Origin of the sequence: Pseudoalteromonas sp. SiA1 (assembly GCF_018732205.1) — a bacterium.
GTDB classification, from domain to species: domain Bacteria; phylum Pseudomonadota; class Gammaproteobacteria; order Enterobacterales; family Alteromonadaceae; genus Pseudoalteromonas; species Pseudoalteromonas tetraodonis.
Map to the genome: position 1 here is coordinate 72,711 of NZ_CP076084.1, position 22,017 is coordinate 94,727.

Annotated in this window: 22 protein-coding genes; 7 read left to right on the forward strand and 15 right to left on the reverse strand. The window is 40.8% G+C overall.

Annotation, left to right across the window (positions count from 1 at the left end; translation table 11 throughout):
- From folE to ycaO, 6 genes are all read right to left on the reverse strand, one after another.
- Entirely contained in the window at positions 1-555 is a 555-nt protein-coding gene (gene folE / locus KK487_RS00380; RefSeq protein ID WP_008108996.1) for a GTP cyclohydrolase I FolE, read from the reverse strand.
- 23 nt (positions 556-578) lie between these two features.
- Complete coding sequence (gene folM / locus KK487_RS00385; RefSeq protein ID WP_013463706.1) at positions 579-1,298, reverse strand: dihydromonapterin reductase; 720 nt, start codon at positions 1,296-1,298, stop codon at positions 579-581.
- Positions 1,299-1,425: 127 nt separating this feature from the next.
- Entirely contained in the window at positions 1,426-2,262 is an 837-nt protein-coding gene (gene nadE / locus KK487_RS00390; RefSeq protein ID WP_013463707.1) for an NAD(+) synthase, read from the reverse strand.
- Positions 2,263-2,334: 72 nt separating this feature from the next.
- A complete protein-coding gene (locus KK487_RS00395; RefSeq protein WP_028834876.1) occupies positions 2,335-2,967 on the reverse strand; it encodes a YceH family protein in 633 nt (210 codons plus the stop codon).
- 47 nt (positions 2,968-3,014) lie between these two features.
- Positions 3,015-6,368 (reverse strand): ATP-binding protein, encoded by a 3,354-nt coding sequence (locus KK487_RS00400; RefSeq protein ID WP_013463709.1) that lies wholly within the window; start codon positions 6,366-6,368, stop codon positions 3,015-3,017.
- Positions 6,369-6,486: 118 nt separating this feature from the next.
- Positions 6,487-8,247 (reverse strand): 30S ribosomal protein S12 methylthiotransferase accessory factor YcaO, encoded by a 1,761-nt coding sequence (gene ycaO, locus KK487_RS00405; RefSeq protein WP_013463710.1) that lies wholly within the window; start codon positions 8,245-8,247, stop codon positions 6,487-6,489.
- Between the two features lie 156 nt (positions 8,248-8,403).
- On the opposite strand from ycaO, the gene KK487_RS00410 reads away from it, so the two are divergent.
- The 4 genes from KK487_RS00410 to KK487_RS00425 all read left to right on the forward strand — a co-directional run bounded on the left by KK487_RS00410 (position 8,404) and on the right by KK487_RS00425 (position 13,555).
- Positions 8,404-10,692, forward strand: a complete 2,289-nt coding sequence (locus KK487_RS00410) for a penicillin acylase family protein (RefSeq protein ID WP_036957135.1) — start codon at positions 8,404-8,406, stop codon at positions 10,690-10,692.
- A 76-nt stretch (positions 10,693-10,768) separates the two neighbouring features.
- Positions 10,769-11,617, forward strand: coding sequence for an MBL fold metallo-hydrolase (locus KK487_RS00415; protein WP_013463711.1), 849 nt, complete (start codon positions 10,769-10,771; stop codon positions 11,615-11,617).
- A gap of 88 nt (positions 11,618-11,705) precedes the next feature.
- Positions 11,706-13,238: a bifunctional GNAT family N-acetyltransferase/carbon-nitrogen hydrolase family protein gene (locus KK487_RS00420; RefSeq protein WP_013463712.1), complete on the forward strand. Its 1,533-nt coding sequence runs from the start codon at positions 11,706-11,708 to the stop codon at positions 13,236-13,238.
- Positions 13,238-13,555: a DMT family transporter gene (locus KK487_RS00425; RefSeq protein WP_010392612.1), complete on the forward strand. Its 318-nt coding sequence runs from the start codon at positions 13,238-13,240 to the stop codon at positions 13,553-13,555. Before KK487_RS00420 ends, KK487_RS00425 begins: the two co-directional genes overlap by 1 nt.
- A gap of 44 nt (positions 13,556-13,599) precedes the next feature.
- On the opposite strand, the gene KK487_RS00430 is transcribed toward KK487_RS00425, so the two are convergent.
- Positions 13,600-14,481, reverse strand: a complete 882-nt coding sequence (locus KK487_RS00430; protein ID WP_013463714.1) for a DMT family transporter — start codon at positions 14,479-14,481, stop codon at positions 13,600-13,602.
- A gap of 243 nt (positions 14,482-14,724) precedes the next feature.
- Between KK487_RS00430 and KK487_RS00435 the strand changes: the two genes are divergently transcribed.
- Positions 14,725-15,108, forward strand: a complete 384-nt coding sequence (locus tag KK487_RS00435) for an MAPEG family protein (protein ID WP_013463715.1) — start codon at positions 14,725-14,727, stop codon at positions 15,106-15,108.
- Between the two features lie 74 nt (positions 15,109-15,182).
- Here the strand turns inward: KK487_RS00435 and KK487_RS00440 are convergent, their stop codons facing one another.
- The 3 genes from KK487_RS00440 to KK487_RS00450 all read right to left on the reverse strand — a co-directional run bounded on the left by KK487_RS00440 (position 15,183) and on the right by KK487_RS00450 (position 17,577).
- Positions 15,183-16,391, reverse strand: coding sequence for a M56 family metallopeptidase (locus tag KK487_RS00440; protein ID WP_013463717.1), 1,209 nt, complete (start codon positions 16,389-16,391; stop codon positions 15,183-15,185).
- A 9-nt stretch (positions 16,392-16,400) separates the two neighbouring features.
- Positions 16,401-16,775 carry a BlaI/MecI/CopY family transcriptional regulator gene (locus KK487_RS00445; protein WP_013463718.1) on the reverse strand — a complete coding sequence of 125 codons (375 nt, stop codon included), beginning with the start codon at positions 16,773-16,775 and terminating at the stop codon, positions 16,401-16,403.
- A gap of 109 nt (positions 16,776-16,884) precedes the next feature.
- Complete coding sequence (locus KK487_RS00450) at positions 16,885-17,577, reverse strand: pseudouridine synthase (RefSeq protein WP_013463719.1); 693 nt, start codon at positions 17,575-17,577, stop codon at positions 16,885-16,887.
- A 91-nt stretch (positions 17,578-17,668) separates the two neighbouring features.
- Here KK487_RS00450 and KK487_RS00455 point away from each other — a divergent pair, with 91 nt between their 5' ends.
- Complete coding sequence (locus KK487_RS00455; protein WP_013463720.1) at positions 17,669-17,974, forward strand: DUF6482 family protein; 306 nt, start codon at positions 17,669-17,671, stop codon at positions 17,972-17,974.
- Between the two features lie 41 nt (positions 17,975-18,015).
- Entirely contained in the window at positions 18,016-18,435 is a 420-nt protein-coding gene (locus KK487_RS00460) for a GNAT family N-acetyltransferase (RefSeq protein WP_013463721.1), read from the forward strand.
- 14 nt (positions 18,436-18,449) lie between these two features.
- Here KK487_RS00460 and KK487_RS00465 read toward each other — a convergent pair whose 3' ends face one another.
- The 5 genes from KK487_RS00465 to dapF all read right to left on the reverse strand — a co-directional run bounded on the left by KK487_RS00465 (position 18,450) and on the right by dapF (position 22,007).
- A complete protein-coding gene (locus KK487_RS00465) occupies positions 18,450-18,809 on the reverse strand; it encodes a HopJ type III effector protein (RefSeq protein ID WP_013463722.1) in 360 nt (119 codons plus the stop codon).
- A gap of 97 nt (positions 18,810-18,906) precedes the next feature.
- Positions 18,907-19,617, reverse strand: coding sequence for an HAD-IA family hydrolase (locus KK487_RS00470; RefSeq protein ID WP_013463723.1), 711 nt, complete (start codon positions 19,615-19,617; stop codon positions 18,907-18,909).
- A 10-nt stretch (positions 19,618-19,627) separates the two neighbouring features.
- Positions 19,628-20,572: a tyrosine recombinase XerC gene (locus KK487_RS00475; RefSeq protein ID WP_013463724.1), complete on the reverse strand. Its 945-nt coding sequence runs from the start codon at positions 20,570-20,572 to the stop codon at positions 19,628-19,630.
- Positions 20,569-21,180: a DUF484 family protein gene (locus tag KK487_RS00480; protein ID WP_013463725.1), complete on the reverse strand. Its 612-nt coding sequence runs from the start codon at positions 21,178-21,180 to the stop codon at positions 20,569-20,571. Before KK487_RS00480 ends, KK487_RS00475 begins: the two co-directional genes overlap by 4 nt.
- A complete protein-coding gene (gene dapF, locus KK487_RS00485) occupies positions 21,177-22,007 on the reverse strand; it encodes a diaminopimelate epimerase (protein WP_013463726.1) in 831 nt (276 codons plus the stop codon). Before dapF ends, KK487_RS00480 begins: the two co-directional genes overlap by 4 nt.
- Positions 22,008-22,017: the final 10 nt, after the last annotated feature.

Sequence of the window (22,017 nt, forward strand, 5' to 3'; positions counted from 1 at the left end):
TTATCCTTTGATCAGCTGTAAAAACTCATTACGTGTTTTCGGATCGGCTCTAAAGTTTCCTAGCATTACCGAGGTACGCATGCTTGAGTTTTGCTTTTCTACACCACGCATCATCATACACATGTGTTTTGCTTCAACAATTACCCCCACACCTTTTGCACCGGTTACTTCCTCAACCGCTTTTGCAATTTGATGGGTAAGCTGTTCTTGAATTTGAAAACGACGCGAAAACATATCAACAATACGCGCAAACTTAGATAAGCCTAATACTTTGCCATCAGGGATATAAGCAATATGACAGCGGCCAATAAAAGGGAGTAAATGATGTTCACACATAGAGTAAAGCTCGATGTCTTGTATCAATACCATGTCGTCAGCGTCAGAGGTGAATACCGCATTGTTAGTGATTTCGTTAAGCGTTTGACGATATCCTTGAGTAAGGTACTCCATCGCTTTTGCAGCGCGTTTTGGGGTATCAAGTAACCCTTCACGTTCAGCGTCTTCACCTACAGCAGTTATAATTTTTTGATAGCTTTCTTTTAATTCGTTATGCATAAGTTTCTCAGTTTTATTAGGACTTACTTAAGATGGCGACCACCATCAACAGGTAAAGCACGCCCTGTGATGTAATGGCTGTTCAGTAGTAGGTCTATACTATTAATAATTTCTTGGCATCCAGGTTCGATACCCATTAATGATTTTTTTAAAGTTTTAGCGCGATACTGCTCATCATCATGTTGGTTAAAAATAATTAATGATGGTGCGACTGAATTTACTTTTATGTTAGGTGCATATTTAGCACTAAATGATTTAGTTAAGTTATCCAGTGCGGCTTTACTGGCCGCATAAGCAAGATGCTTTGGACTGCCTGTTTCCACTACATAATCAGTCAAATGAATAATGTCAGCGGGTTTAGCATGCGACGCCTGATAATTTAATAGTAAATCTGCGCAGTGTAAGTTTACCAAGTACGGTGTTTTTGCATGAATGCGCATCATATTGTCAAACAGCTGCTCAAAGTGGGGGTTGTTAGCTTCACAGTCCCAGCTTGATGCATTATGAATAACCGCCCTGAGTGAGTCAGTGTGTGATTTAAGCAACGTAATAAAAGTATTAATGCCCTCATCAGTACTAAAGTCAGCATAAAGACAGGTAACTCCTTGTTGTTCCAACGAATCAACAGCCTCATGACGGGTCCGATAAGTAATAATGACCGCTTGCCCTTGGGCTATAAAGTGCTTTGCCAGCGCAAGCCCTATACGTTGTGCTGCACCAGTAATCAAAATAGGGGGTGTCATAAAATATAAAACTCTCTGTTGGCAAGCGTTAAGGTTAACTTTTAAAAATTTAAGCCACTTATTTTCACGTCATGTTTACGTAAAATACAAGCGGCTCGATCAGTTAAATCACGCTTATAATATTGATTTAAAAAGCATCGTATATTGTTGGAATAGGCTGGCGCTTATGTTGCGTGCGCTGGTAAATTGCAATTAGCGTTTCTTCTACATGACTTGAAACTGCTTTACCTTCTAAAAAGTCATCAATTTCTTCATAACTTAAGCCAAGTGCTTCTTCGTCTGTTAGTCCAGGTCTATCACTTTCTAAATCTGCTGTTGGTGCTTTCTCAACTAAAAGCGCAGGCGCACCCAATGTGGTTGCTAATGCGCGAACTTGGCGTTTTGATAGGCCAAATAAAGGAGCCAAATCGCATGCACCATCACCAAATTTAGTGTAAAAACCCGTAATATTTTCAGCACTATGATCGGTACCGACCACTAAGCCTTGGCAAAAGCCGGCTATTTCATATTGCGCAATCATGCGTTGACGTGCTTTGACATTACCTTTAATAAAATCGATTTTATCTTGCGAAGGGAGTGTTTGTTCGGTACCCGCGAGAGTTGCCATTGTCTGCTCATGCAGAGCATCGGTTGCGGGTTTAATGTTTACTGTCATGCGGGTGCTCGGCTTAATGAAATCAACCGCCATTTGCGCTTCACTTTCATCAGCTTGAACGCCATAAGGTAGGCGTACAGCAATAAATTGATAATGAGTGTCAGGGTGTTCTTGGTTTAGCTCATCAATAGCAAGTTGACACAAACGGCCACAGGTCGATGAATCTACACCACCACTGATCCCTAGTACAAGTGAGGTTGAATATGCCGCTTTTAAACGTGCTTTAATAAAATCCACTCGGCGTTTAATTTCAGCGTTTACATCAATCGAAGGCTGAACTTTCATTTCAGCCATAATCTCGGCGCGCATGGCCCGCTCCTTTAGTTAAATAATTTTTACGCTCTACATAGAGCAACTATTATGTGATTTCATATTTATGAATTAAAGCCCTAAGTGAGCTTTTATTTGTTTAAGCTGGACTTTTAGCTCATCAATTTCTGCAAGTAAGTCATTTAGCTCAGTGTTTTTTATATCATCAGTGTGTGTTTGTGCCTCAAGTGAAGCCTCGTTCACAGATGATTGATCTGCAAATAAATGAATATATCGACAATCCCGTTTACCTGATTCGCGCGGCAGCTTTTTAACATGATTGCTTTGAATTAGTTGTTCAAGTGACTTTTCAACATCATCAATACGAGCAAAGTCGGCAAGGCGGCTACTGCGTGTTTTTAATTCGCCAGGTGTTTGTGCGCCTCGCAATAATAATAAACAAATAATCGCCCTTTGCTGTTGATCAAATTGCAGGTGACTAAACTCAGTATTACAAAAACGATGATCGTATTTATTAACTCGCCCAGACAGCCCTTCATTTACAGTGACTAATCGCATACTGATTAATTCATCAACGGTTGTTTGAACTTGCTCTTCTGTATAATTAACAACTGGCGCGCGATTCGATTTTTGATTACAGGCATTTGTTAATGCATTTAACGATAAAGGGTAGTGCTCAGGTGTTGTGCTTTGTTTTTCTAATAAACAACCAATAACGCGTTGTTGCTCCATTGATAATTGCAATTGCATACCTTATCTCACCTAATAAATTCTATTTTTAGCTTACACTGTTATTTGCTTGTAAGCCATTGCTGGAGCTTAGAATGAAGAGTTGTGGCATTGAGGGGTTTAGTTAAATAATCATCCATACCAGTGGCTAAACATTTGTCTTTATCACCCTGCATTGCGTTTGCGGTAAGCGCTATTATTGTTATGTTTTTATTTACCTTACCTGCTTTGCCTTCTCTGATGGCAATAGTTGCTTGGTAGCCATCCATCGTAGGCATTTGGCAATCCATTAATATTAATTGATAAGTGTTAGCTGGGTTTTGATTCAACTTTTCAACTGCCTCAGCACCATTTTCAGCAATCTCAAATGTCACGTTCAACTGTTTTAAAAAAGCAGCGGTAACAACTTGGTTAATTTTATTATCTTCTACTAATAAAACATGCGCCGCCAGTGTATCTGTCATAACCTCAGTGGCAGCAAGCGACTTTAGTTGTGTATCAACGTGTGTTTGCTCGATAGTGCTTTTTGCAGTCAGCGCATTTTGTAAATCAAAAGGGGTGAGTGGTTTAAATACGAGGGTTTCTTCGGTTAATGGTAAGGTCGCGTTTTTATTTGTATAACTCATGGGAGCCATAATAATTAAATGGCTGTTACTTTTTATTAAAAACTGCTTAAGTGCGAGTGCTTGAGCTTCGTATAATGGTTCAAATAAAGCACTGTCAACGAGCACAATGTTTGGTGGGGTATCTTCATGGCTATTAATGTAGTCACTTATAGACAGGTAATCGCAAATCGTGCTGACCTTGCCCCCCCAGCGAGTTAATTGTTTTTTGGCAATAGTGGTATTGAGTAAGCAATCATCAATAACCCAAATACGCTTATTTTTAATTGCTTGATATGCTTCGTGCTGTTGAACTAATTGAGGGATTATCTTTATAAAAAAGGAAAATGTACTGCCTTTATTTGGTGTACTGCTCACATTCACTTCGCCACTCATGAGCTCACAAAGCTGCTTTACAATAGCAAGACCCAGGCCTGTGCCACCATATTGGCGTGTGGTTGATGTGTCTGCTTGAGTAAATGAGTCAAATAAATGGGGCTGTTTCTCTGCGCTGATTCCTATACCTGAGTCAGCGATTGCACATTCTAAAACTGTGGCGTCAAGTGTGTGGGTTATTTTAGCGGTTACCAATATTTCACCGTTTTGGGTGAATTTAACGGCATTACCAATTAAGTTACTTAAAATTTGACGTAATCTATTCGGATCGCTAATAAATTCGCTGCTAGTGATATGTGTTGCATCCAAAATTAACGTGGTGTTATTTTGTTCGGCTTTTAATGCAAATGACTCAACCACTTCACCCAGTAAGCGAGGTAAATTAAATTGAATATTTTCAATGTCTAACTTGCCAGCCTCTATTTTAGAAAAGTCTAAAATATCATTAATAATTCCTAATAATGACTCTGCAGATGATTGCGCAAGTTTAATATGATGCTTTTGTTGTTGATCTAATTGGGTTGCTTTAACAATATTAAGCATTCCCAACACCCCATTCATGGGTGTGCGAATTTCATGGCTCATACTGGCTAAAAACTCACTTTTTGCAATCACAGCTTGTTCTGCGGCTTCTTTTGCCTTGACTAGTTGTGCCTCTGTTTCTATACGTTGTTGGCTAGAGTAAAGGCTGCCAATTAAAGCCCCTACAGCAATTAAAAAGCTTTCTTCATTATGGCTCCATGTTCTAACTATATCTTGCTCAGCACAAACTATTCCAATAGAGCCACTGCTTGCAGGAATAAGAACACACAGCATCGTCTTGACTGAAAACGGTTGAAGGTAGCTTTCTTTGATAGGGGCTAAGTAGGGATGTTGTTGAGCATCATCAACACAAAATATCGCTTTTCGTTCTATTGCGGTAAAAAAGTCAGGAATAGTTTCTTGCAGCCACGGAATATTATTTTCGCTACCTGAACGATTAAAACTCGCAAATTGAATTAGCTGGGTTCTTTGTTGATTAAACAATTTTATACTGGCGCAGTTTACCTCAAGGGCTTGGCAAATAGACTGCGTGATTAATTCTTTAGATTGGCTTAGTTTGCCATTTAATATTTCATCACTCACCGTTAAGGAGGCCAAGGTTTCGTTAAAACGAGCAATTTTGCGATTTTCTAATTCTACTTTTTTACGGGCATCAATATTTTGTAATGAACCAAATATTCTTACACAACGGCCATTTTTATGTTCAGCTTCACCGTGAACAAGTGCCCATACAGGCTGACCATTTGCATTGATCACTTCAAGCTCAGTTTCGTAACTTTCACCATGCTTAATTGCTCTTTCAACCAGTTTAGCGATTTTTTCTCTACTTTCACCTTCTTTAAAATAGTTTAAATTTTCTGACCATTTTGGTTGCTCATCTAATGGGTATTCAAATATTTTTTTAGTCATATCTGACCAAAACACGTGTTTTTTTTCTAAGTTAAACGACCATGCACCGACTTGTGCTAAATTACTCATCACCTCAAGCATTCTTTCGCTTTCTTGTTCACGGTTGAGTATTTTTAGATAAAACAAAAAGGCAGAAATGAGCAAGCCTAACACGGTTAAAATAATGAACCGTAAAGGCCAGATCGAAGAACTCACTGGTTGCCAGCCTTGCTTGGGTATAACATAAAGCTGCCAAACACCTCCTTGAAAGTTTAAAGTAAATTCTAGAGGGTCTTGATCAGTAATAGAGGGGCCACCGAAAAAAAACTCACCTTGCTTACCTAATCCATTACGTCCTTGTATTGCTATATTATAATTTTGCTGTAGTTCAATAATCCCCGAGTTTTCATAAACTTTTTCTATATCGAGTACCACTGAGAGCAATCCCCAAAAGGCGTTATTTTCTGGCAAGTATACTGGTACGCGCGCAATCAAGGCTTCGCTGCCTTGGATAAGCTGAAGTGGACCTGCCATCACGATCGTATTCGTGTCTCTTGCTTTAATGGCATCTTCGCGCTGTGCTTTATTTTCCAAAAAATTAAGACCTATCGCTTTTTCGTTACCTTTAAGCGGATGGGTCATTTTTATTACCATGCCTGGCGCCGCGCCAATGTTACGTAGCTCATTTGAGGTTTCAAAAAGTGGGGCTGCAATTTGTTCAAAGCGAGTTTGATCTAAGTTTGGCTCAGCGGCAACAGCAATAGCTAAGCCACGAATGAGTTGAATATTAGACACTAATACAGCTTCAAGTTGTGCTCTATAGGTACTTACCTGCGACAGAGTGCGTAATCGATAAGCATCTTTCTCACGGTGATAATTGACGTGATCAAGCACCAAGCTGATAGTGATTATCAACACCAGCGATAATAAAAAAGTCAGCTTAGCGTTATTAATTCGGGTGCGTTTGTTTTTGCGCTGCGGGGACATAGAATGTAATTAAGTTGTTAATCAAGACAGGCTAACTATAGTCAATTTATCGAAGAAATAAAAATGGCGCAGTTAAAAATGCGCCATTTTATTTTTATAATTAGTAGTTTAGGTGTGGTTATGAGTCGCTAACTTCGCGCGCCCAATGCTGTTGCTTTGCAACGTGTAATTTGCGGTAACCATCAAGAAGTGCTGCATGCTTTTTAAAACCCTCAAGCGATAAGCCTGGGAAAGTTAAGCCGTTAAATAATTTACGACCTTCAGCAATTTCAATAGCAAGCGTGACATTGTCGCTACCAAACATTAAACCTAATGCATCTTGATAACTTGCATATTCGCGCTCGTCATCATATTTAATTTCAAGGATTGCTTTTAAGCAACGAAAGTGACGCATCGCTTCGTCGTTTACTTGGCCGGTATGCAAAATCCAATCAACCCAGTCAATAGCTTCTTCATTACCCGCCGCTAAGCATAAATGTGCTTTAAGCTCACCAATGCGTAGTGTGTGCCAAGGTGTATCGGCGTCGGTTGCTAAGCCAATGAATTCAGCTGCGCGAATAATATCGCTGTGGCCTGCTTCTTCGAGGTTGTCGTAAATTTCCATCCATTGTTCGCTATCGTACTGATCAAGCGATAAGAAGTCTTCACGGAATTTAGCGCCTTCATTATTGTTGCGCCAAATTAACTCATCTACTGGATAAATGTCTGACATACCAGGAACTAAAATACGACATGCATACACGTTTAAGTGGGTGTAATCCATAATATATATATCGTGACCCATGCTATGAATTAAATCAGTACAGAAGTTGTATTCTTGCTCAGTTGAACCACTAAAGTCCCAATGTACAAATTCAAAATCTGCTTCAGAGCGGAAAAAGTCATGTGAAATTAAACCGCTTGAATCAATAAAGTGCAGTTCAATGTTCTCAGGAGTAGCGACTTCGTCGTTATCAAATGTAGCAGGTTGGAATACGTCTAGTTGATCTAGGCGACGACCTTGCAGTAATTCAGTAACGGTACGCTCTAGCGCTACTTCAAATGAAGGGTGGGCACCAAAAGAAGCAAATACTGACCCATCAACAGGGTTTATAAGCGTGACACTCATTACTGGGTATTTACCGCCTAGTGATGCATCCGCAATGCGTAAATGGAAGCCATGGCTACGCAGCTCTTCACAAGCTTCATGAATTTTAGGGTATTGTTTTACCACCTCTTCAGGCACGATTGGCAAGCTGATACCTTCGGCAATAATGCGGTTTTTAATAGCGCGCTCAAATACTTCAGATAATCCCTGAACACGGGCTTCAAATTTAGTATTACCGGCACTCATACCATTAGAAACAAAAATATTACCAATCACATTCACCGGAATGTAAATGTCTTGGTTGTCGCGCTGACGAGTGTACGGTACAGAACAAATACCACGTTCGAAATTGCCAGAGTTAAAGTCATAAAGGTGTGATGCGGTTAATTCACGCTCTGGGTCAAAATAATCCCATAAGCTCTCATCCATAATACCCTGTGGTATTTCATCGTTTTCAACTTTAAACCATTTCTCGTTTGGATAATGAGTAAAGTCATCATTGGCAAATTCTTCGCCTAAGTAAAAATCAGCAAAAAAGTAGTTACAGCTTAAACGCTCAAAATATTCACCTAGCGCAGAGGCAATAGAGGCTTTATCAGTGGCACCTTTACCATTAGTAAACATCACACCGCAGTCGCTATCTTTTATATGAACTGAATAACAGTTTGCTACAGGGTTAAGCCACAGCGCTTCTTCAATATTAATATTTAGCGCTTTTAGCTTGTTTTGCATGGTAGAGATAGACGATTCTAAATCGCGGTCTTTACCTTTAATAAATGTTTTTTCAGTCATTTTTATCTCAACTAGGTCTGCACAATACATGAACTGTGTATTATCGTGGATTTTGATGTTTATTTCACCCTTTACCCGCTTTTCGTAGCGTTTTTAATAGAACGATTATGAATATATGCTAATAATAGTTTATTGAAATAGTTAAAGGGTATGTTTATGTTTAAAGTAATCAAACGGTTGCTATTGGTTGTTGTGGTTTTAGCACTCGCCAGTACTGCAATTGTTTACGGCGTTTTGACCTTAAGTTTGCCAGCCCTTGATGGTAAAGGCCGAAGCGATGCGGTAACACAGCCCGTTAAAGTCGCTCGTGATACGCTTGGCCAAGCCGTTATTACTGCAACTACTCGTCATGAGGCTGCCTATGGCTTAGGGTATGCGCATGGGCAAGACCGCTTTTTTCAAATGGATTTATTACGTCGTAATGCGGCCGGTGAGCTAAGCGAACTATTTGGTGAAGCCGCGCTTGGGCTTGATAAAAAAATGCGTTTTCACCAATTACGTAAACGCAGCCAAGCTATTTTAAAAACCCTCCCGAAGGCCGACAAACAGCTGCTACGCAGTTATGCCCAAGGTGTAAATGAAGGCCTTGCACAAGTAGGGTACCCAAGTTTTGAATATTTAATCACAGGGGCCGAGCAAAAGCCTTGGCAAAGTGAAGACAGTTTATTAGTTATTTTTAGCATGTACCTTGATTTACAGTCATCTACATTTGAGCGCGACCAAGCTTTAATTCAAATAGAGCAGCAGTACGGTGCTGAAATGGTAAGTTTTTTAACTCAGCCTAGCCAATATCAAGCCGCATTGGATGGCAGTCAGCTCGCTCTTTTGAATAACCCAATCCCCGAGCTTTTATCGCAACCAATCACCGCGATTAAACCCATTACCGCTAACTTAGAAGTGGGTAGTAATAATTGGGCGGTCACCTCAAATTTAACCAACACTCAGGCTGCGATGCTCTCTGATGATATGCATTTATCAATGGCTGTGCCGGTTATTTGGTATCGAGCCCAATTAAACTATTCATTAAATAATAAACCCATGCAGGTAACGGGTGTCTCGCTTCCGGGAGCGCCGGCGATTGTAGTAGGCACAAATAACAACGTTGCATGGGGGTTTACCAACGGGTATTTAGATACCGCCGATTGGATTGCGCTTAATAGCGATAGCAAAATGTGGCAAGTAGATGAGCCTATTGCATTACCCAGTGGCAAAGTAGAAAGTTACTCTCTTACGCTCAGTGAATACGGTCCGGTAAAATACATTAATGAAAAGCCTTATGCACTGAGCTGGGCTGCACATCAACCATACGCCGTTAATATGCAGCTATTACAGCTTGAGCAAGCACAGAGTGTTGATGATGCGCTTGATATTGCAAGTGACGTAGGCATTCCTGTGCAAAACCTGCTGGTGGTCGATGACCAAGGAAATGCAGCATGGAAAAATATGGGCGGCATACCTGCGCGAACAACACCTAGTGAATTAGCCGTAAAAGAAGAAGATTACTCCGCGCTTTGGCAGCAAAACGAAATCGATCGACCTTTTATTAAAAATCCTGAAAACGGGCGATTGTGGACAGGTAATTCTCGAGTGGTATCTGCTGATGATAACGTCCGTTTTGGTAATGGCGGCTATGCGCTTGGAGCACGTGCAACGCAAATTCGCGATAGGTTATTTGAAAAACAACGCTTTAATGAAAGTGATTTTTATCAGTTGCAGTTAGATAACCAAGCACGATTTTTAATGCCTTGGCATGCCTTATTGCTTGAGCAGTTAAAAAAGCAGCCCACGCGCTATAAAGATCATATAAATGCCCTCGAAAACTGGCAGCAATGCGCTTGCCCGCAATCAATAGGGTATACCTTAGTAAAGACGTATCGTGATGAACTGATTAATATTTTATTTAGCAGTATTGAGACAACACTCAACCAGCAAGATGGCACATTAAAATATGTGAAACGTGATTTAGAGCCTGCTGTTTGGCAGTTAATAAAGGCTCAGCCAACAAGTTGGGTTAATCCGCAGTTTACTAATTGGGAGCAGCAATTACAGGGCGCATTTGAGCAAACACTCACGCAGTTAACATCAAGGTTTGGTAGTAACATACAAAACTGGCAGTGGGGAAAAGTAAACGAATTAGCGATTGAGCACCCGTTTGCTAAACAAATGCCCATACTAAGTAAGTTACTTAACATGCCAACAGCGCCCGGGTTTGGTGACAGTTATATGCCAGCGGTGCAAAAACGTAGTTTTGGCGCATCACAGCGTTTTATTGTTCAGCCTGGGCACTTAAAGAATGCTATTTTAACGATTCCGGGTGGGCAATCAGGGCACCCACTTTCTGAATTTTACCGAGCTGGTTTTGATGAATATGTAAAAGGCAAGCACACGCCATTATTACCGCAAGCATTAATGCATCAAATTGAAATTGCACCAATGAACGACTAGCCTTGGATGCAAAGTGAGCTAAATAAGTAGTAATAACGTTTTATAACCCAGATAAAGCAATTATAGGAAAACAAAAATGAAAAAATTACTACCGGCATTAATCACCAGTTTACTGTTAAGCAATTATGCATTTGCGGATGAAAACCCTGTTACGGCTACACAATTAAGTGAACATGTTTACGTGTTATTTGGTCAAGGCGGTAACATTGCCGCAAGCGTGGGGGATGATGGCATTTATATTATTGACGATCAGTTTGCCAAGCTTTCCGACGATATAAAAAAAACCATTAGCGACTTAAAGCCAGGCAGTGCCGAGTTTGTAATTAATACCCATCATCATGGTGACCATACTGGTGGTAACGAGAACTTTGCCAAAGCGGGCGCACATGTGATTGCTCACGACAATGTGCACAAACGCTTAAAAGAAAAACATGGTGAGGGTTCTGATTACTTACCGCGTATTAGTTTTGGCCATGATTTAAAACTGCACTTTAACAATGAGCATGCGCATGTTGTGCACTACTCAAATGCACACACAGATGGCGACTCGGTTATCTTTTTTAGTAACGACAACATAGTGCACATGGGCGATATATATTTTAACTTTGGAAGCTTACCTTTTGTTGATGTAGATAGTGGCGGTAGTGTTGATGGTGTTTTAGCGGCGGTTGATGATGTGATCAAACAAATTGATGAAAAAACAACCGTTATTCCAGGGCATGGCCCGATAAGCGACCGTTCAGGGCTAATGACGTATCGTAAGCTGGTACAAAAAGCGAAAGATGTTATGCTTAATGCTATGCAAAACGATGCCAGTTTAGAGCAAGTCCTCAAAGCCGATCCATTATCAGAACTTGGCCTTGAATATGCAAACTGGTTACCAAAAGAGCGTGTAACCACCCTTTTTTATCGCAGTTTAAAGTAGCGCCTAGCGCGAACCATAACGCATAAACCTAATTAAGCTGAGCATTTGTTCAGCTTTTTTGATTTTTACGTGCCTAAAGGAGTTGTATATGTCGGCAGAAAAAACCCATCTTGAAATTTGTAATTTAAGCAGAGAACAATACCCACAAATTAAAACCTTGATGGACGAAGCGTACCCTGATTTAGGCGGCGCATGGCCAAGCCATACAATTTTTAGACTTATAGATCAGTTCCCTGAAGGGCAAATTGGTATTGTTGATGATGGCGTGCTGGTGGGTTTAGCGCTGAGTGTCCAAGTAGATTATGCACGTTTTTCAAACCCGCACACCTATGAAGATATTGCTGATGGCCATGACCGTGTATTTAGTGATACCACAGGTGACGCGCTATATGGTTTAGATGTTGCTATTAGTGAGCAGTACCGAGGCATGCGATTAGGGCGTCGTCTTTATGATGCCCGTAAAGAATTATGTCGCCAATATAACTTACGCGCTATTTTAGCGGGTGGCCGCATTCCGCGTTATTACAATCACAGCAACGATATGACGCCAATGGAATACATTGCCAAGGTGGATCAAAAAGAGATATACGATCCAATATTGAGCTTTCAATTAGCTAACGATTTTCAGGTAAAGCGTTTACTTAAAAAGTACCTTCCAGAGGATCAAGAATCAGTAGGTTATGCCACGTTACTTGAGTGGAATAACATTATGTTTGAGCCAACCGATACCGTTATTGAGTCGACTAAATCAATTGTACGTGTAGGGGCTGTGCAGTGGCAAATGCGCTGTGTTGAGTCGGTTGAAGAAATGCTTAAGCAAGTTGAATATTTTGTTGATACGGTGTCTGATTATAAAAGCGACTTTATTTTATTTCCGGAGTTCTTTAACGCGCCACTGATGGGGTTAACTGAGCAAAGTAATCAAACCGAAGCCATTCGTTATTTAGCTGAATACACTGAGACATTTAAAAACGCGATGTCGCGCATGGCAATTGAGTACAACGCGAATATTATCACCGGCTCTATGCCGCTTGCCGAGGGGGATAAAATCTATAACGTGAGTTACCTGTGCCACCGCAGTGGCAAAATAGATGAGCAACGTAAAATTCATATCACCCCGCATGAGCATAATGATTGGGTGATTCAAGGCGGTGATAAAATAGCGGTATTTGAAACCGATGCCGGTCGCGTAGGGATTCAAATTTGTTACGATGTAGAGTTTCCAGAGTTGTCGCGTATTTTAGCAACCCAAGGGCTTGATATTTTATTTGTGCCATTTTGGACCGACACCAAAAATAGTTATTTACGTGTTCGCCACTGTGCACAAGCGCGCGCTATTGAAAACGAATGTTATGTGGTTATCGCAGGTTCGGTGGGTAATTTACCCGAAGTAGAAAGTTTAGATGTACAGTACTCGCAATCTGCTGTTCTTACACCGTCTGACTTTTCATTTCCACACGATGCCACACTAAATGAGGCCACCACCAATACCGAAATGCTATTATTTAGCGACTTAGATATGGACAAGTTAAAAATACTTCACAGTGAAGGTACCGTGCGTAACTTAAAAGACCGCCGCAGTGATTTATATGAAGTGATATTGAAAAAGAGAGATGTTTAATGGCGTGGATGTACTTAATAATTGCAGGGTTACTTGAAATTGGTTGGCCAATAGGCTTAAAAATTTCTCAAACCCCTGAAACTCGTTGGCAAGGCATTGCAATTGCAATCGCGTTTATGGTCGCAAGTGGCTTTATGCTTTGGTTAGCGCAAAAGCAAATCTCTATGGGGACTTCTTATGCGGTATGGACGGGTATTGGCGCAGCAGGTACGTTTTTAGTGGGTATATTATTTTATGGTGATGCAGCCACTTTTGGCCGTATTGCTGGTGTATTAATGATTATTTGTGGTGTCATCACCTTAAAAATTAGTCATTAATTGTTAGATTAAAAAACAAGCGCAGATTTATACCTGCGCTTGTTTTAACTACTTGGCAGCATAACCAATATGGCAGCCACTGCAATCAGCACTAGCCCCGCACTGTCTTGGCGCTTTAGCGGCTGCTTTAGCCATAAAATAGAGATTAACATGGTAAAAAATACTTCTATTTGACCGAGCGTTTTTACATAGGCGACATGCTGTAAGCTCATGGCACTAAACCAGCCTACGGAACCTAAGCAGCTAAATACACTCACTGCACTTGTCATTTTCTTATATTGATACATCATTTTAAAGGTATGGCGCTCTTTTAAAGCAATGTATATACATAACATCAGTGTTTGCAAGCTAATAATCAGTAACAAAACCCACGCTGGTGCATAAGGAAAAGCTATACCCGAGCTTAAACTTGCTTCGCGGATCCATGACGATGACAACGCAAACGAAGTACCGCAAGCAAGCCCTGTTAAGGCGGTTTTTAAGCTAAAATGTTTCACATTCGCAATGCCGCTTAATAGCAATACAGCGAGTGCGCCAATAAATACACCAATCCAACCTAAAAATGAAAGCGCCGAACCAAAAAATAGTAACCCTAATATCGCCGCCATTAGCGCTTCGCTTTTAGCAAGGCCGGCGCCTACTGCAAAATTGTTCATTTTAAACAACTTCACCATGAGCCCTGTGGCAATAATTTGCACTATGCTGGCTCCAATAATATAGCTAATAAATAAAGGATTAAATGAAGGGAGAGGCGCATCTTGGTAATAATAAAGCGCATATAAATACAGCCCTGCAATAGGGCTTGCGACAATAAAGCGGGCTAGAGTAACGCCAGCAACGCTGACATGAGCGCTTAATTTGCTTTGCAGCGCATTACGCCATGACTGCATAAATGCGGCAAAAATAGTGAGTAAAATCCAAATCATCTTAAATAACATACAAAAAAGTGGAGAGCTAATTTAGCAGTACTCTGGCATTAAAGCGACCATCAAAAAGGCATAATGAATATTCATCACCTGCGACAATTTGCCACAGTGACGCACTGCTTAAATCGGCTATAGTGTGAGGGATGTTACTGCTAGCCGCCAGAGCCCAGGTTATTTATATTTGGCGGCTTTTTTCTATTTGCTGTGTTATTTTGGGTCATAAATAATAACTCGAGAATTATAATGACGATTTTATTGGTTTGCGCCTTAATTGCAGTGATCATGCCTTATGTTGCGAGAATCCCAGCTATTATAGAAATGAATAAGCTCGGTGGTTACGATAATAAACATCCGCGGCAACAACAAACACAACTTACAGGACTCGGAGCACGGGCGCTGGCTGCTCATCAAAACTGTTTTGAATCGTTAGCGGTTTTTGCCGTTGCTTTGGCTGCTGTATTAGGCACAAACAATGTTAATGCCGTAACCGAAACTTTAGCGATGACGCATATTGTAGCGCGTATTTTATTTTGTACTTTTTATTATTTAAACCTCGATATTATTCGCTCGATCACTTGGCTGGTAGGAATAGGCACCGCTATTGGCATGATCGCCGTCAGTTTATAACGAGAATAAGCAAAAACCACAAAGCAAGCAGCCTAAAAGGGTGCTTGCTTTATAGTCTTAAACACCTATTCCCATTAATGCGATATGTTAACCCGCTCTATTAAATCACTTTTTGTAACTGTACTGTTGAGTGCAAAATCAAGTTGTATTAGTACGTTTTGTTGTCCCATTGATGAAGGTGTATATTGCCATTGCATAAGTGCTCTTTTTGCTTCTTTGTTAAAGACTGCTTCTGGTTCAGCTTTTACAACATTAATGTTAGCTGTTTTGCCTGCTGGGGTTATGTCGTATTTTAATACCACCGAACCGCTAATGCCTTGTTCCGCCGCTTGTTTTGGGTAAAGCGGTTCGATTCGCATTACGGGAGCGATAGATGTTTCTTTTTTAGCTGATGCTTCAGGTTGCTTTGCTACAGCTAAGCCACTGAGCAAGCTCGCAGCGATAAGTAACACGCTTCCTTTTGCTAGGCGCGAATGTGCGCCGTTATGTTTGATATTAGTAAGTCGTTGTAACATGGTTTTTTTATCTCCGTAGTGTGAATAAGCCATCAGACCCGCTGGCGCATTGGCAGCGCAGTTTATTAAGGCTTTGCTGTATAAAATTTGTTGCTGTGTGGTTTTATTGCTTAGTACCCGTTCATCACAAGTTAGCTCCTGCAAACGTCTACAGCTTGCGTAAGCCATCCAAGCCAGAGGGTTAAACCACAATAAAATTGTAGCCAGTAATAGCACCGCATTTATAAGGTTGTCTTTGCGCTTTATATGCACGTTTTCGTGCTCTAGAATAAGCGCCAGAGTAGTATTATCAAACTGAGTATTATAATTGTGCGGCAATACCAGTTTGCTATTAAAAACACCAATGACCATGGGCGTAGCCACCTGAGCACTGGTATAAGTTTTTACTCCGGTTATTACCTGCTTAAAGTTCGCTAATTCAGTGAGCTGTAGGCCTTTAACAAATCGGGTATGGGTAACAACAGCGGCAATTAATAAGACCGTGGTAATAATGACATACAGTAGCGCCCAACTAACACTTAAACCGTTTGTAAGTACCTGATTAGGCGTAATTAAATGGTAACTAATGCCGCTATTTTGCAGTGGCTTAATTGCACTAGGTAAATTAGCCAACAGAACTGATACAGGTATTAACCAAGCTAATTTATACACAAAGCGTGAACCAAGGGTTTTTAAGCCAAAGCGCTCCAGTAAAACAAACCCTGCAAACAACAGACTTAATAATAGCTGCTGCTCAATGAGCCAATTAAATCCTATTTGAATCGCCATGCTAACTCCTTACTTTTGATTCTTTTCCCAGTCATCAATGACTTTTTTAAGCTCGTTTATATCTTGCTGAGAGAGTTGCTCCGATTTAGCGAAGCCACTTACCAAAGGGGCAATACGACCACTAAAAAAGCGCTCTATGAAGTTCTTACTCTCTTTTAAAGTATAATCAGCACGCTTTATACAGGGGGTGTAAATATATTGGCGGCCGTCTTTTTCAAAGCTAAGCGCGCCTTTTTTTACTAAACGACCCAATAAGGTTTTAATGGTTTTTTCGTGCCATTGTTTATCGTCACTTAAACGCTCAATAATTTGGCTGGCTGTGGCGGGGTAGTTAATCCAGAGTGCATCCAGCACTTCAAATTCTGCTTTTGATAATTCGATCATTTTATTGCCTACAAGTGTAATCTTTTATTTAAGACTACGCCTGTAATCTATTTTTGCAAGTTTATTTTTTGTTTTTTAATCACGCTAAAGGAAGGGGATTAGTGTGAGCTTATTGGCTTAAAATATCGTTTTTGTTAATTTTTATAAAGTGGTTTTCTGGGAGGTTTAAATTATCTAATAGTAATTCACTGATCTGTACGCGGTATAAATCAATGACTGTGTAGCCACAGTAATGCGCCATTTTACGTATTTGCCTGTTGAGCCCTTGTTTTAAAACAATACTAAATTGATTACTCGCTATTTTAACTACTTCACAAGGTCGTGTTATTTGCTTATCAACGGGGACGCCTGCCGCCATTTTTTCACAAAAATGCGCGTCTAATGGTTTATTCACAGTGACTAAGTAGCGTTTAGGTTGATGAAAGTCTGGATGAATCAGTTGATTACAAAAGTCTCCGTCGTTGGTCAAGATAATTAAACCACGAGAATCTTTATCAAGGCGGCCAATAGGGTAAACACGGGTAAGTTGAGGCAGGTGATGAATAAGGCTGCTGGGGTCGTGATGATTGAGTTTACAGTCAATCCCTACCGGTTTGTGATAGGCAAAGTACACTAAATCGGCTGGGCCTTTAATGGCGTGACCATTAACGATAACACGGTCGTTTTCGTCCACATGATCAATATGATTAGCGGGGCGATTATTAACGATGACAACGCCTTCATCAATCAAGCGCGACGCTTGTTTTCGTGAGCAAATACCGGCATGAGCAATGTATTTAGCAAGTCGAATTTTTGTATCCATAATGCCGTGTAATTAAAAAATATTGATCGCGATTATAGCAAAGCTGCGTATTGATTACTTGGACAGTTAATTTAACAGTAGGTAGGTTACTATGGGTATTCAATTTTCAGAACTAAAAAAGCATCAGCCATTACAAAAAGTGGTTGTTCATTCACTGGAAATGGCCTTGTACCAAGTGTCTGTTGTCATTAATAATGTTGAATACTATGTACAAGAAAGTAATGGTGAATTTGTGAAGGCACTAAGCCCATTACATATTCAAAAACGCTTTGAAGATATCGCCTATGCACAAATGATGCTAAGGCACACCAGTGCTTATGATGAAATGTGTGGTCAACCAGAAAAAATTTCCAGTAATATGCTCGAAGTGCCCTTTGGGCAAAACAACCTGTTTTAATATCAGGTATTTGCTAATATAGGTCTATTTGGAATCATCCAATGTACCTATTACATCCCGATAATTCTGAGCAATTAAATCAAGCACTGCGCGCGCACATGCTTGAGTTTAATGCTCAGCACTTCGACGCACAGCGTCAACCTCTTGGCTTTAAATATCTCGATAAACAAGGTGAGTTAGTTGCAGGCATAAGCGGTCATGTGTTTGGTAACTGGTTGCTAATAAGCTGGCTATGGTGCGATGAATCTGCGCGGGGCAGTGGTTTGGCCGATTCGTTATTAATGTCATTAGAACACGCGGCGATTGAACAAGGCGCTGCTCAGGCTCAGCTTGACACCTTAGATTTTCAAGCCAAGCCTTTTTATGAAAAACGGGGTTACCAAGTTAAATATCAACTTGATAATTACCCACTTAATGGCACTCGTTACTTTATGGAAAAACCGCTAATAGTGGCTAAATAACGCTGATTGGAGCGTTATTTTTTTGCTGTTAATGGCGTACCATCAAAGGTAATACCTAAAAATGGGGTGGCTTCAGGCGCTAACATAAAGGTGCGAATATTCATGTGATCGTCTGCATCTGGGTTGTTTAGTACGTCTTCGCGATAAAATGCCCCAAAACAATCTAATGTATTTTGCTTACTAAGACCATTGAGCTTAGCAAACGCAAAAATTTTGCATGAACCGTTATTTTCACTCGCAGAGCTCAATAACCCATGGTTACTAAAACTGCACGCTGTAAAAGTATAATGCTCATCAATAACGGCCATAGTATCAGCAAAAGCAATGCTTTTAGGCTCATTCGCGAGCGTTGTTAAGTAGTTTGTGAGCGTCATACGCTGTCCTTGTTATTATAAGATATTGTTAAGTAATTACCCCTAACCTATCTTATGATTGATTTATATTCAATTGAGCCAATAAAACAAGCATAGTTTATTTACCAATTAAGTGGGTTAACGCATGAATGTTGGTTATTTCAATATCAGCAAGTCCTTTGTAGGCATAGGCTTGTGCTTGATTATTTAACCACACAGACTGGCAGCCAGCGTTATTAGCACCTTGCACATCGCTATCAAGGCTGTCACCTATGTGTAAAATTTCACTGTTGTTAATACGCAAATGTGTTGCAGCTTGATCAAATAAGGTCGTATGTGGTTTAGCTTTACCGTGCAAGCCAGCTTGCAGCACCAGTTCAAACTTATCTTTTAAATTAAAACGCTCAACCTCTACATTACCGTTAGTAATGGCAATTAATTTGTAGTGCTGGCTTAGTTTATCGAGCAATGTTAGTACGTCTTCGCTCACTTCAATATTACTGCGCGCATCAGCAAATGCTTGATAAGCACTGTGTGCATGATGCTCTACTTCATCGTCTTTAAAACCAAGCTCAGACAAAACTAAGCGTAGGGTATGTTTACGCCACTGAGTGACGTTATCAATGAGTTCAGGTTGGTGTTGAACAACTCGCTCACGGCATTGTTGCCAAAACTGTGGCCCCTGTTTTTTGTAGCCTGGCAGCGCATTTAAATAATCAATTTGCGCCTGAACGGCTGCGGTTATGATTGGGCGGTTGTCGTATAAGGTGTCGTCTAAGTCAAAGCTTAGTACAGAAAAAGGAGAAATTGCGCGATTAAATCGGATCATGGTTATTACCCTAATCGGTTCGTTTTTTAGCACGTGGATGGGTGTTGTCGTACACCTTAGCCAAGTGCTGAAAATCTAAATGAGTATAAACTTGGGTTGCAGATAAACTACTGTGGCCTAATAGCTCCTGTACTGCTCGTAAATCGCCAGACGATTCTAAAATATGCGACGCAAATGAGTGGCGTAATTTATGCGGATGCACTTGTGAGCTTATACCTTGTTTAATGCCCCATTCTTGCATTCGCAAACGGACTTGGCGCACAGAGATACGGTTTTTTTTACTACTTAAAAATACCGCGTGTTCGTCTGCGCCCATAAATAGCGGCCGAACCGCGAGCCATTTCTTTAATGCCTCAAGGGCCTTAGAGCCAACCGGTATTAGGCGTTCTTTTGCACCTTTACCACGTACCAGTATTTCACCATTACGGGCGTTTATATCCTGCATGTTAGCACCAACTAACTCGCTAATGCGCAGACCTGATGAATACATGAGTTCCATCATGGCTTTATCTCGAATGGCAAGTGGATCGTCATCGGGGATTTCGAGTAAACGTGCCATTTGGTCAACATCAAGATTTTTAGGTAAAGGCTTGGCAAATTTAGGGCCTTTTATCCCTTGCGCGGGGTTATGGTAATGCGGTTGCTCAGTAATATTTTTTGCTTTTAAAAACTTATATAAACTTCGAATGCAGCTTAGCTTTAAGCTGATTGTTCTGCCGCTCAGTTGCTTAGCGCGCAGCGCCATGCTGTAACGGCGAATGTGCTCACTTTGTACGGCAAACCAATTGTCGCATAGCTTATTAAAATACAAGGCGGCAAAACCTAATTGGCTAACATATTGATTGACGGTGTGCGCTGAATACTGGCGTTCAAATTTTAAGTAATCACTAAATAATGTAATGGGTGTACGCCAGCTATCGCTTAAGTCGCTAATATTTGGCGTGTCGTCGCTCATGCCAGTTCCAGTAACCGTATTTGTAATGAGCGTACAAAATCTAACACAAATAAGTTATCTTGTGAGGGCTCAAAGTGGTTCTCATCGTGGCTGCCAAAAGCCAAAATAGCATAAGGGTTAGTGGGTTCACCAATTAAATACAGGGCAGTCGATTGGGTATCATCATTAAAGAGTAAGTCGCGCTCTTGCTGATTTACCCGCCCTAAATAATGATTACTATCTGACAATCTATGCTTTACTAAGCCCTCAAACGTGCTGTCGTATCTTACGAGTTTGCACTCATTAATAGTCGGGCTCATGCAAATAATGTTGCGTAAGTTACTTGCCAAAGTATTAAAGTCATAATTGCTCCAAAGCTGACGATGGCATTGACTGAACAAGCGGTACACGAGTTCATTTTGCGTGGCATGCTTGGTCATCGTCTCGATTTGATGTTTTAACTGAGTATTATGTTCACGTAGTTGACGTTGCTGAATATGTACTAACGAAGTCGCCCCCTGAACTTGCTGTTGTAACTCAAGTTGCGCTAATAGCGCAGGTTGATTTATTAAAAAATCAGGGTGCTGTTGTAAGTAATCTATTACTTGCTGTTTAGTTAATTCACTCATAGTGCAACTTGCCCATCAAATACATGTTCAGCGGGGCCTGTCATACGCACTGGGTGGCCTTCGCCACTCCAGCGAACTTGTAAGCTACCGCCTGGTAAATCAACTTGCACTGTGCTGGTGAGCTTGTTTTGAATAAAGCCAATCACCATAGCGGCACACGCACCGGTACCACAAGCAAGTGTTTCGCTTACACCACGTTCCCACACTCTGAGTTTAATGTGTTCTTGAGAAATAACCTGCATAAAGCCAATATTTGCGCGCTGTGGAAAACGTTCATGATTTTCAAGCAACGGGCCAAGGGTACTCACTTGTGCCGTTTCAATGTCGTCTACTTCCATGACGCAATGCGGGTTACCCATAGAAACAGCACCACTAAAAACGGTATGTTCTTCTGCACGAATAATATAAGTCAGCTCACGTTTGGTTGCTTTAAGCGGGATTTTACTCGGCTCAAAATTAGGGTGTCCCATGTTAACCGTTACTTGGCCGTCTTTTTCAATATACAGGGTGAGGTTACCCGATTTAGTTGAAACGCTAATTTTATGTTTATTGGTTAAGCCTTTCATGCGCACAAAGCGGGCAAAGCAACGGGCGCCGTTACCACATTGTTCTACTTCGTGGCCGTCGGCATTAAAAATCCGATAGTGAAAATCGAGATCGGGTGAGTAAGGGGCTTCAACCATCAGTAATTGGTCAAACCCAATGCCGAAATGGCGATCGGCCAGCTTTTTGATTTGATCACGGGATAAAAAAACGTTTTGTGTAATATTATCAATCACAACAAAGTCGTTACCTAAGCCGTGCATTTTGGAAAAATTAACTAACATAGCGCTCTAA

Coding starts and splice junctions, on each gene's coding strand:
- folE (WP_008108996.1), bottom strand. CDS start 555: ATGCATAACGAATTAAAAGAAAGCTATCAAAAAATTATAACTGCTGTA.
- KK487_RS00400 (WP_013463709.1), bottom strand. CDS start 6,368: ATGTCCCCGCAGCGCAAAAACAAACGCACCCGAATTAATAACGCTAAG.
- KK487_RS00440 (WP_013463717.1), bottom strand. CDS start 16,391: ATGGCGATTCAAATAGGATTTAATTGGCTCATTGAGCAGCAGCTATTA.
- KK487_RS00425 (WP_010392612.1), top strand. CDS start 13,238: ATGGCGTGGATGTACTTAATAATTGCAGGGTTACTTGAAATTGGTTGG.
- KK487_RS00430 (WP_013463714.1), bottom strand. CDS start 14,481: ATGATTTGGATTTTACTCACTATTTTTGCCGCATTTATGCAGTCATGG.
- nadE (WP_013463707.1), bottom strand. CDS start 2,262: ATGCGCGCCGAGATTATGGCTGAAATGAAAGTTCAGCCTTCGATTGAT.
- KK487_RS00445 (WP_013463718.1), bottom strand. CDS start 16,775: ATGATCGAATTATCAAAAGCAGAATTTGAAGTGCTGGATGCACTCTGG.
- KK487_RS00420 (WP_013463712.1), top strand. CDS start 11,706: ATGTCGGCAGAAAAAACCCATCTTGAAATTTGTAATTTAAGCAGAGAA.
- KK487_RS00415 (WP_013463711.1), top strand. CDS start 10,769: ATGAAAAAATTACTACCGGCATTAATCACCAGTTTACTGTTAAGCAAT.
- KK487_RS00470 (WP_013463723.1), bottom strand. CDS start 19,617: ATGATCCGATTTAATCGCGCAATTTCTCCTTTTTCTGTACTAAGCTTT.
- ycaO (WP_013463710.1), bottom strand. CDS start 8,247: ATGACTGAAAAAACATTTATTAAAGGTAAAGACCGCGATTTAGAATCG.
- KK487_RS00455 (WP_013463720.1), top strand. CDS start 17,669: ATGGGTATTCAATTTTCAGAACTAAAAAAGCATCAGCCATTACAAAAA.
- KK487_RS00475 (WP_013463724.1), bottom strand. CDS start 20,572: ATGAGCGACGACACGCCAAATATTAGCGACTTAAGCGATAGCTGGCGT.
- KK487_RS00465 (WP_013463722.1), bottom strand. CDS start 18,809: ATGACGCTCACAAACTACTTAACAACGCTCGCGAATGAGCCTAAAAGC.
- dapF (WP_013463726.1), bottom strand. CDS start 22,007: ATGTTAGTTAATTTTTCCAAAATGCACGGCTTAGGTAACGACTTTGTT.
- KK487_RS00460 (WP_013463721.1), top strand. CDS start 18,016: ATGTACCTATTACATCCCGATAATTCTGAGCAATTAAATCAAGCACTG.
- folM (WP_013463706.1), bottom strand. CDS start 1,298: ATGACACCCCCTATTTTGATTACTGGTGCAGCACAACGTATAGGGCTT.
- KK487_RS00435 (WP_013463715.1), top strand. CDS start 14,725: ATGACGATTTTATTGGTTTGCGCCTTAATTGCAGTGATCATGCCTTAT.
- KK487_RS00450 (WP_013463719.1), bottom strand. CDS start 17,577: ATGGATACAAAAATTCGACTTGCTAAATACATTGCTCATGCCGGTATT.
- KK487_RS00480 (WP_013463725.1), bottom strand. CDS start 21,180: ATGAGTGAATTAACTAAACAGCAAGTAATAGATTACTTACAACAGCAC.
- KK487_RS00410 (WP_036957135.1), top strand. CDS start 8,404: ATGTTTAAAGTAATCAAACGGTTGCTATTGGTTGTTGTGGTTTTAGCA.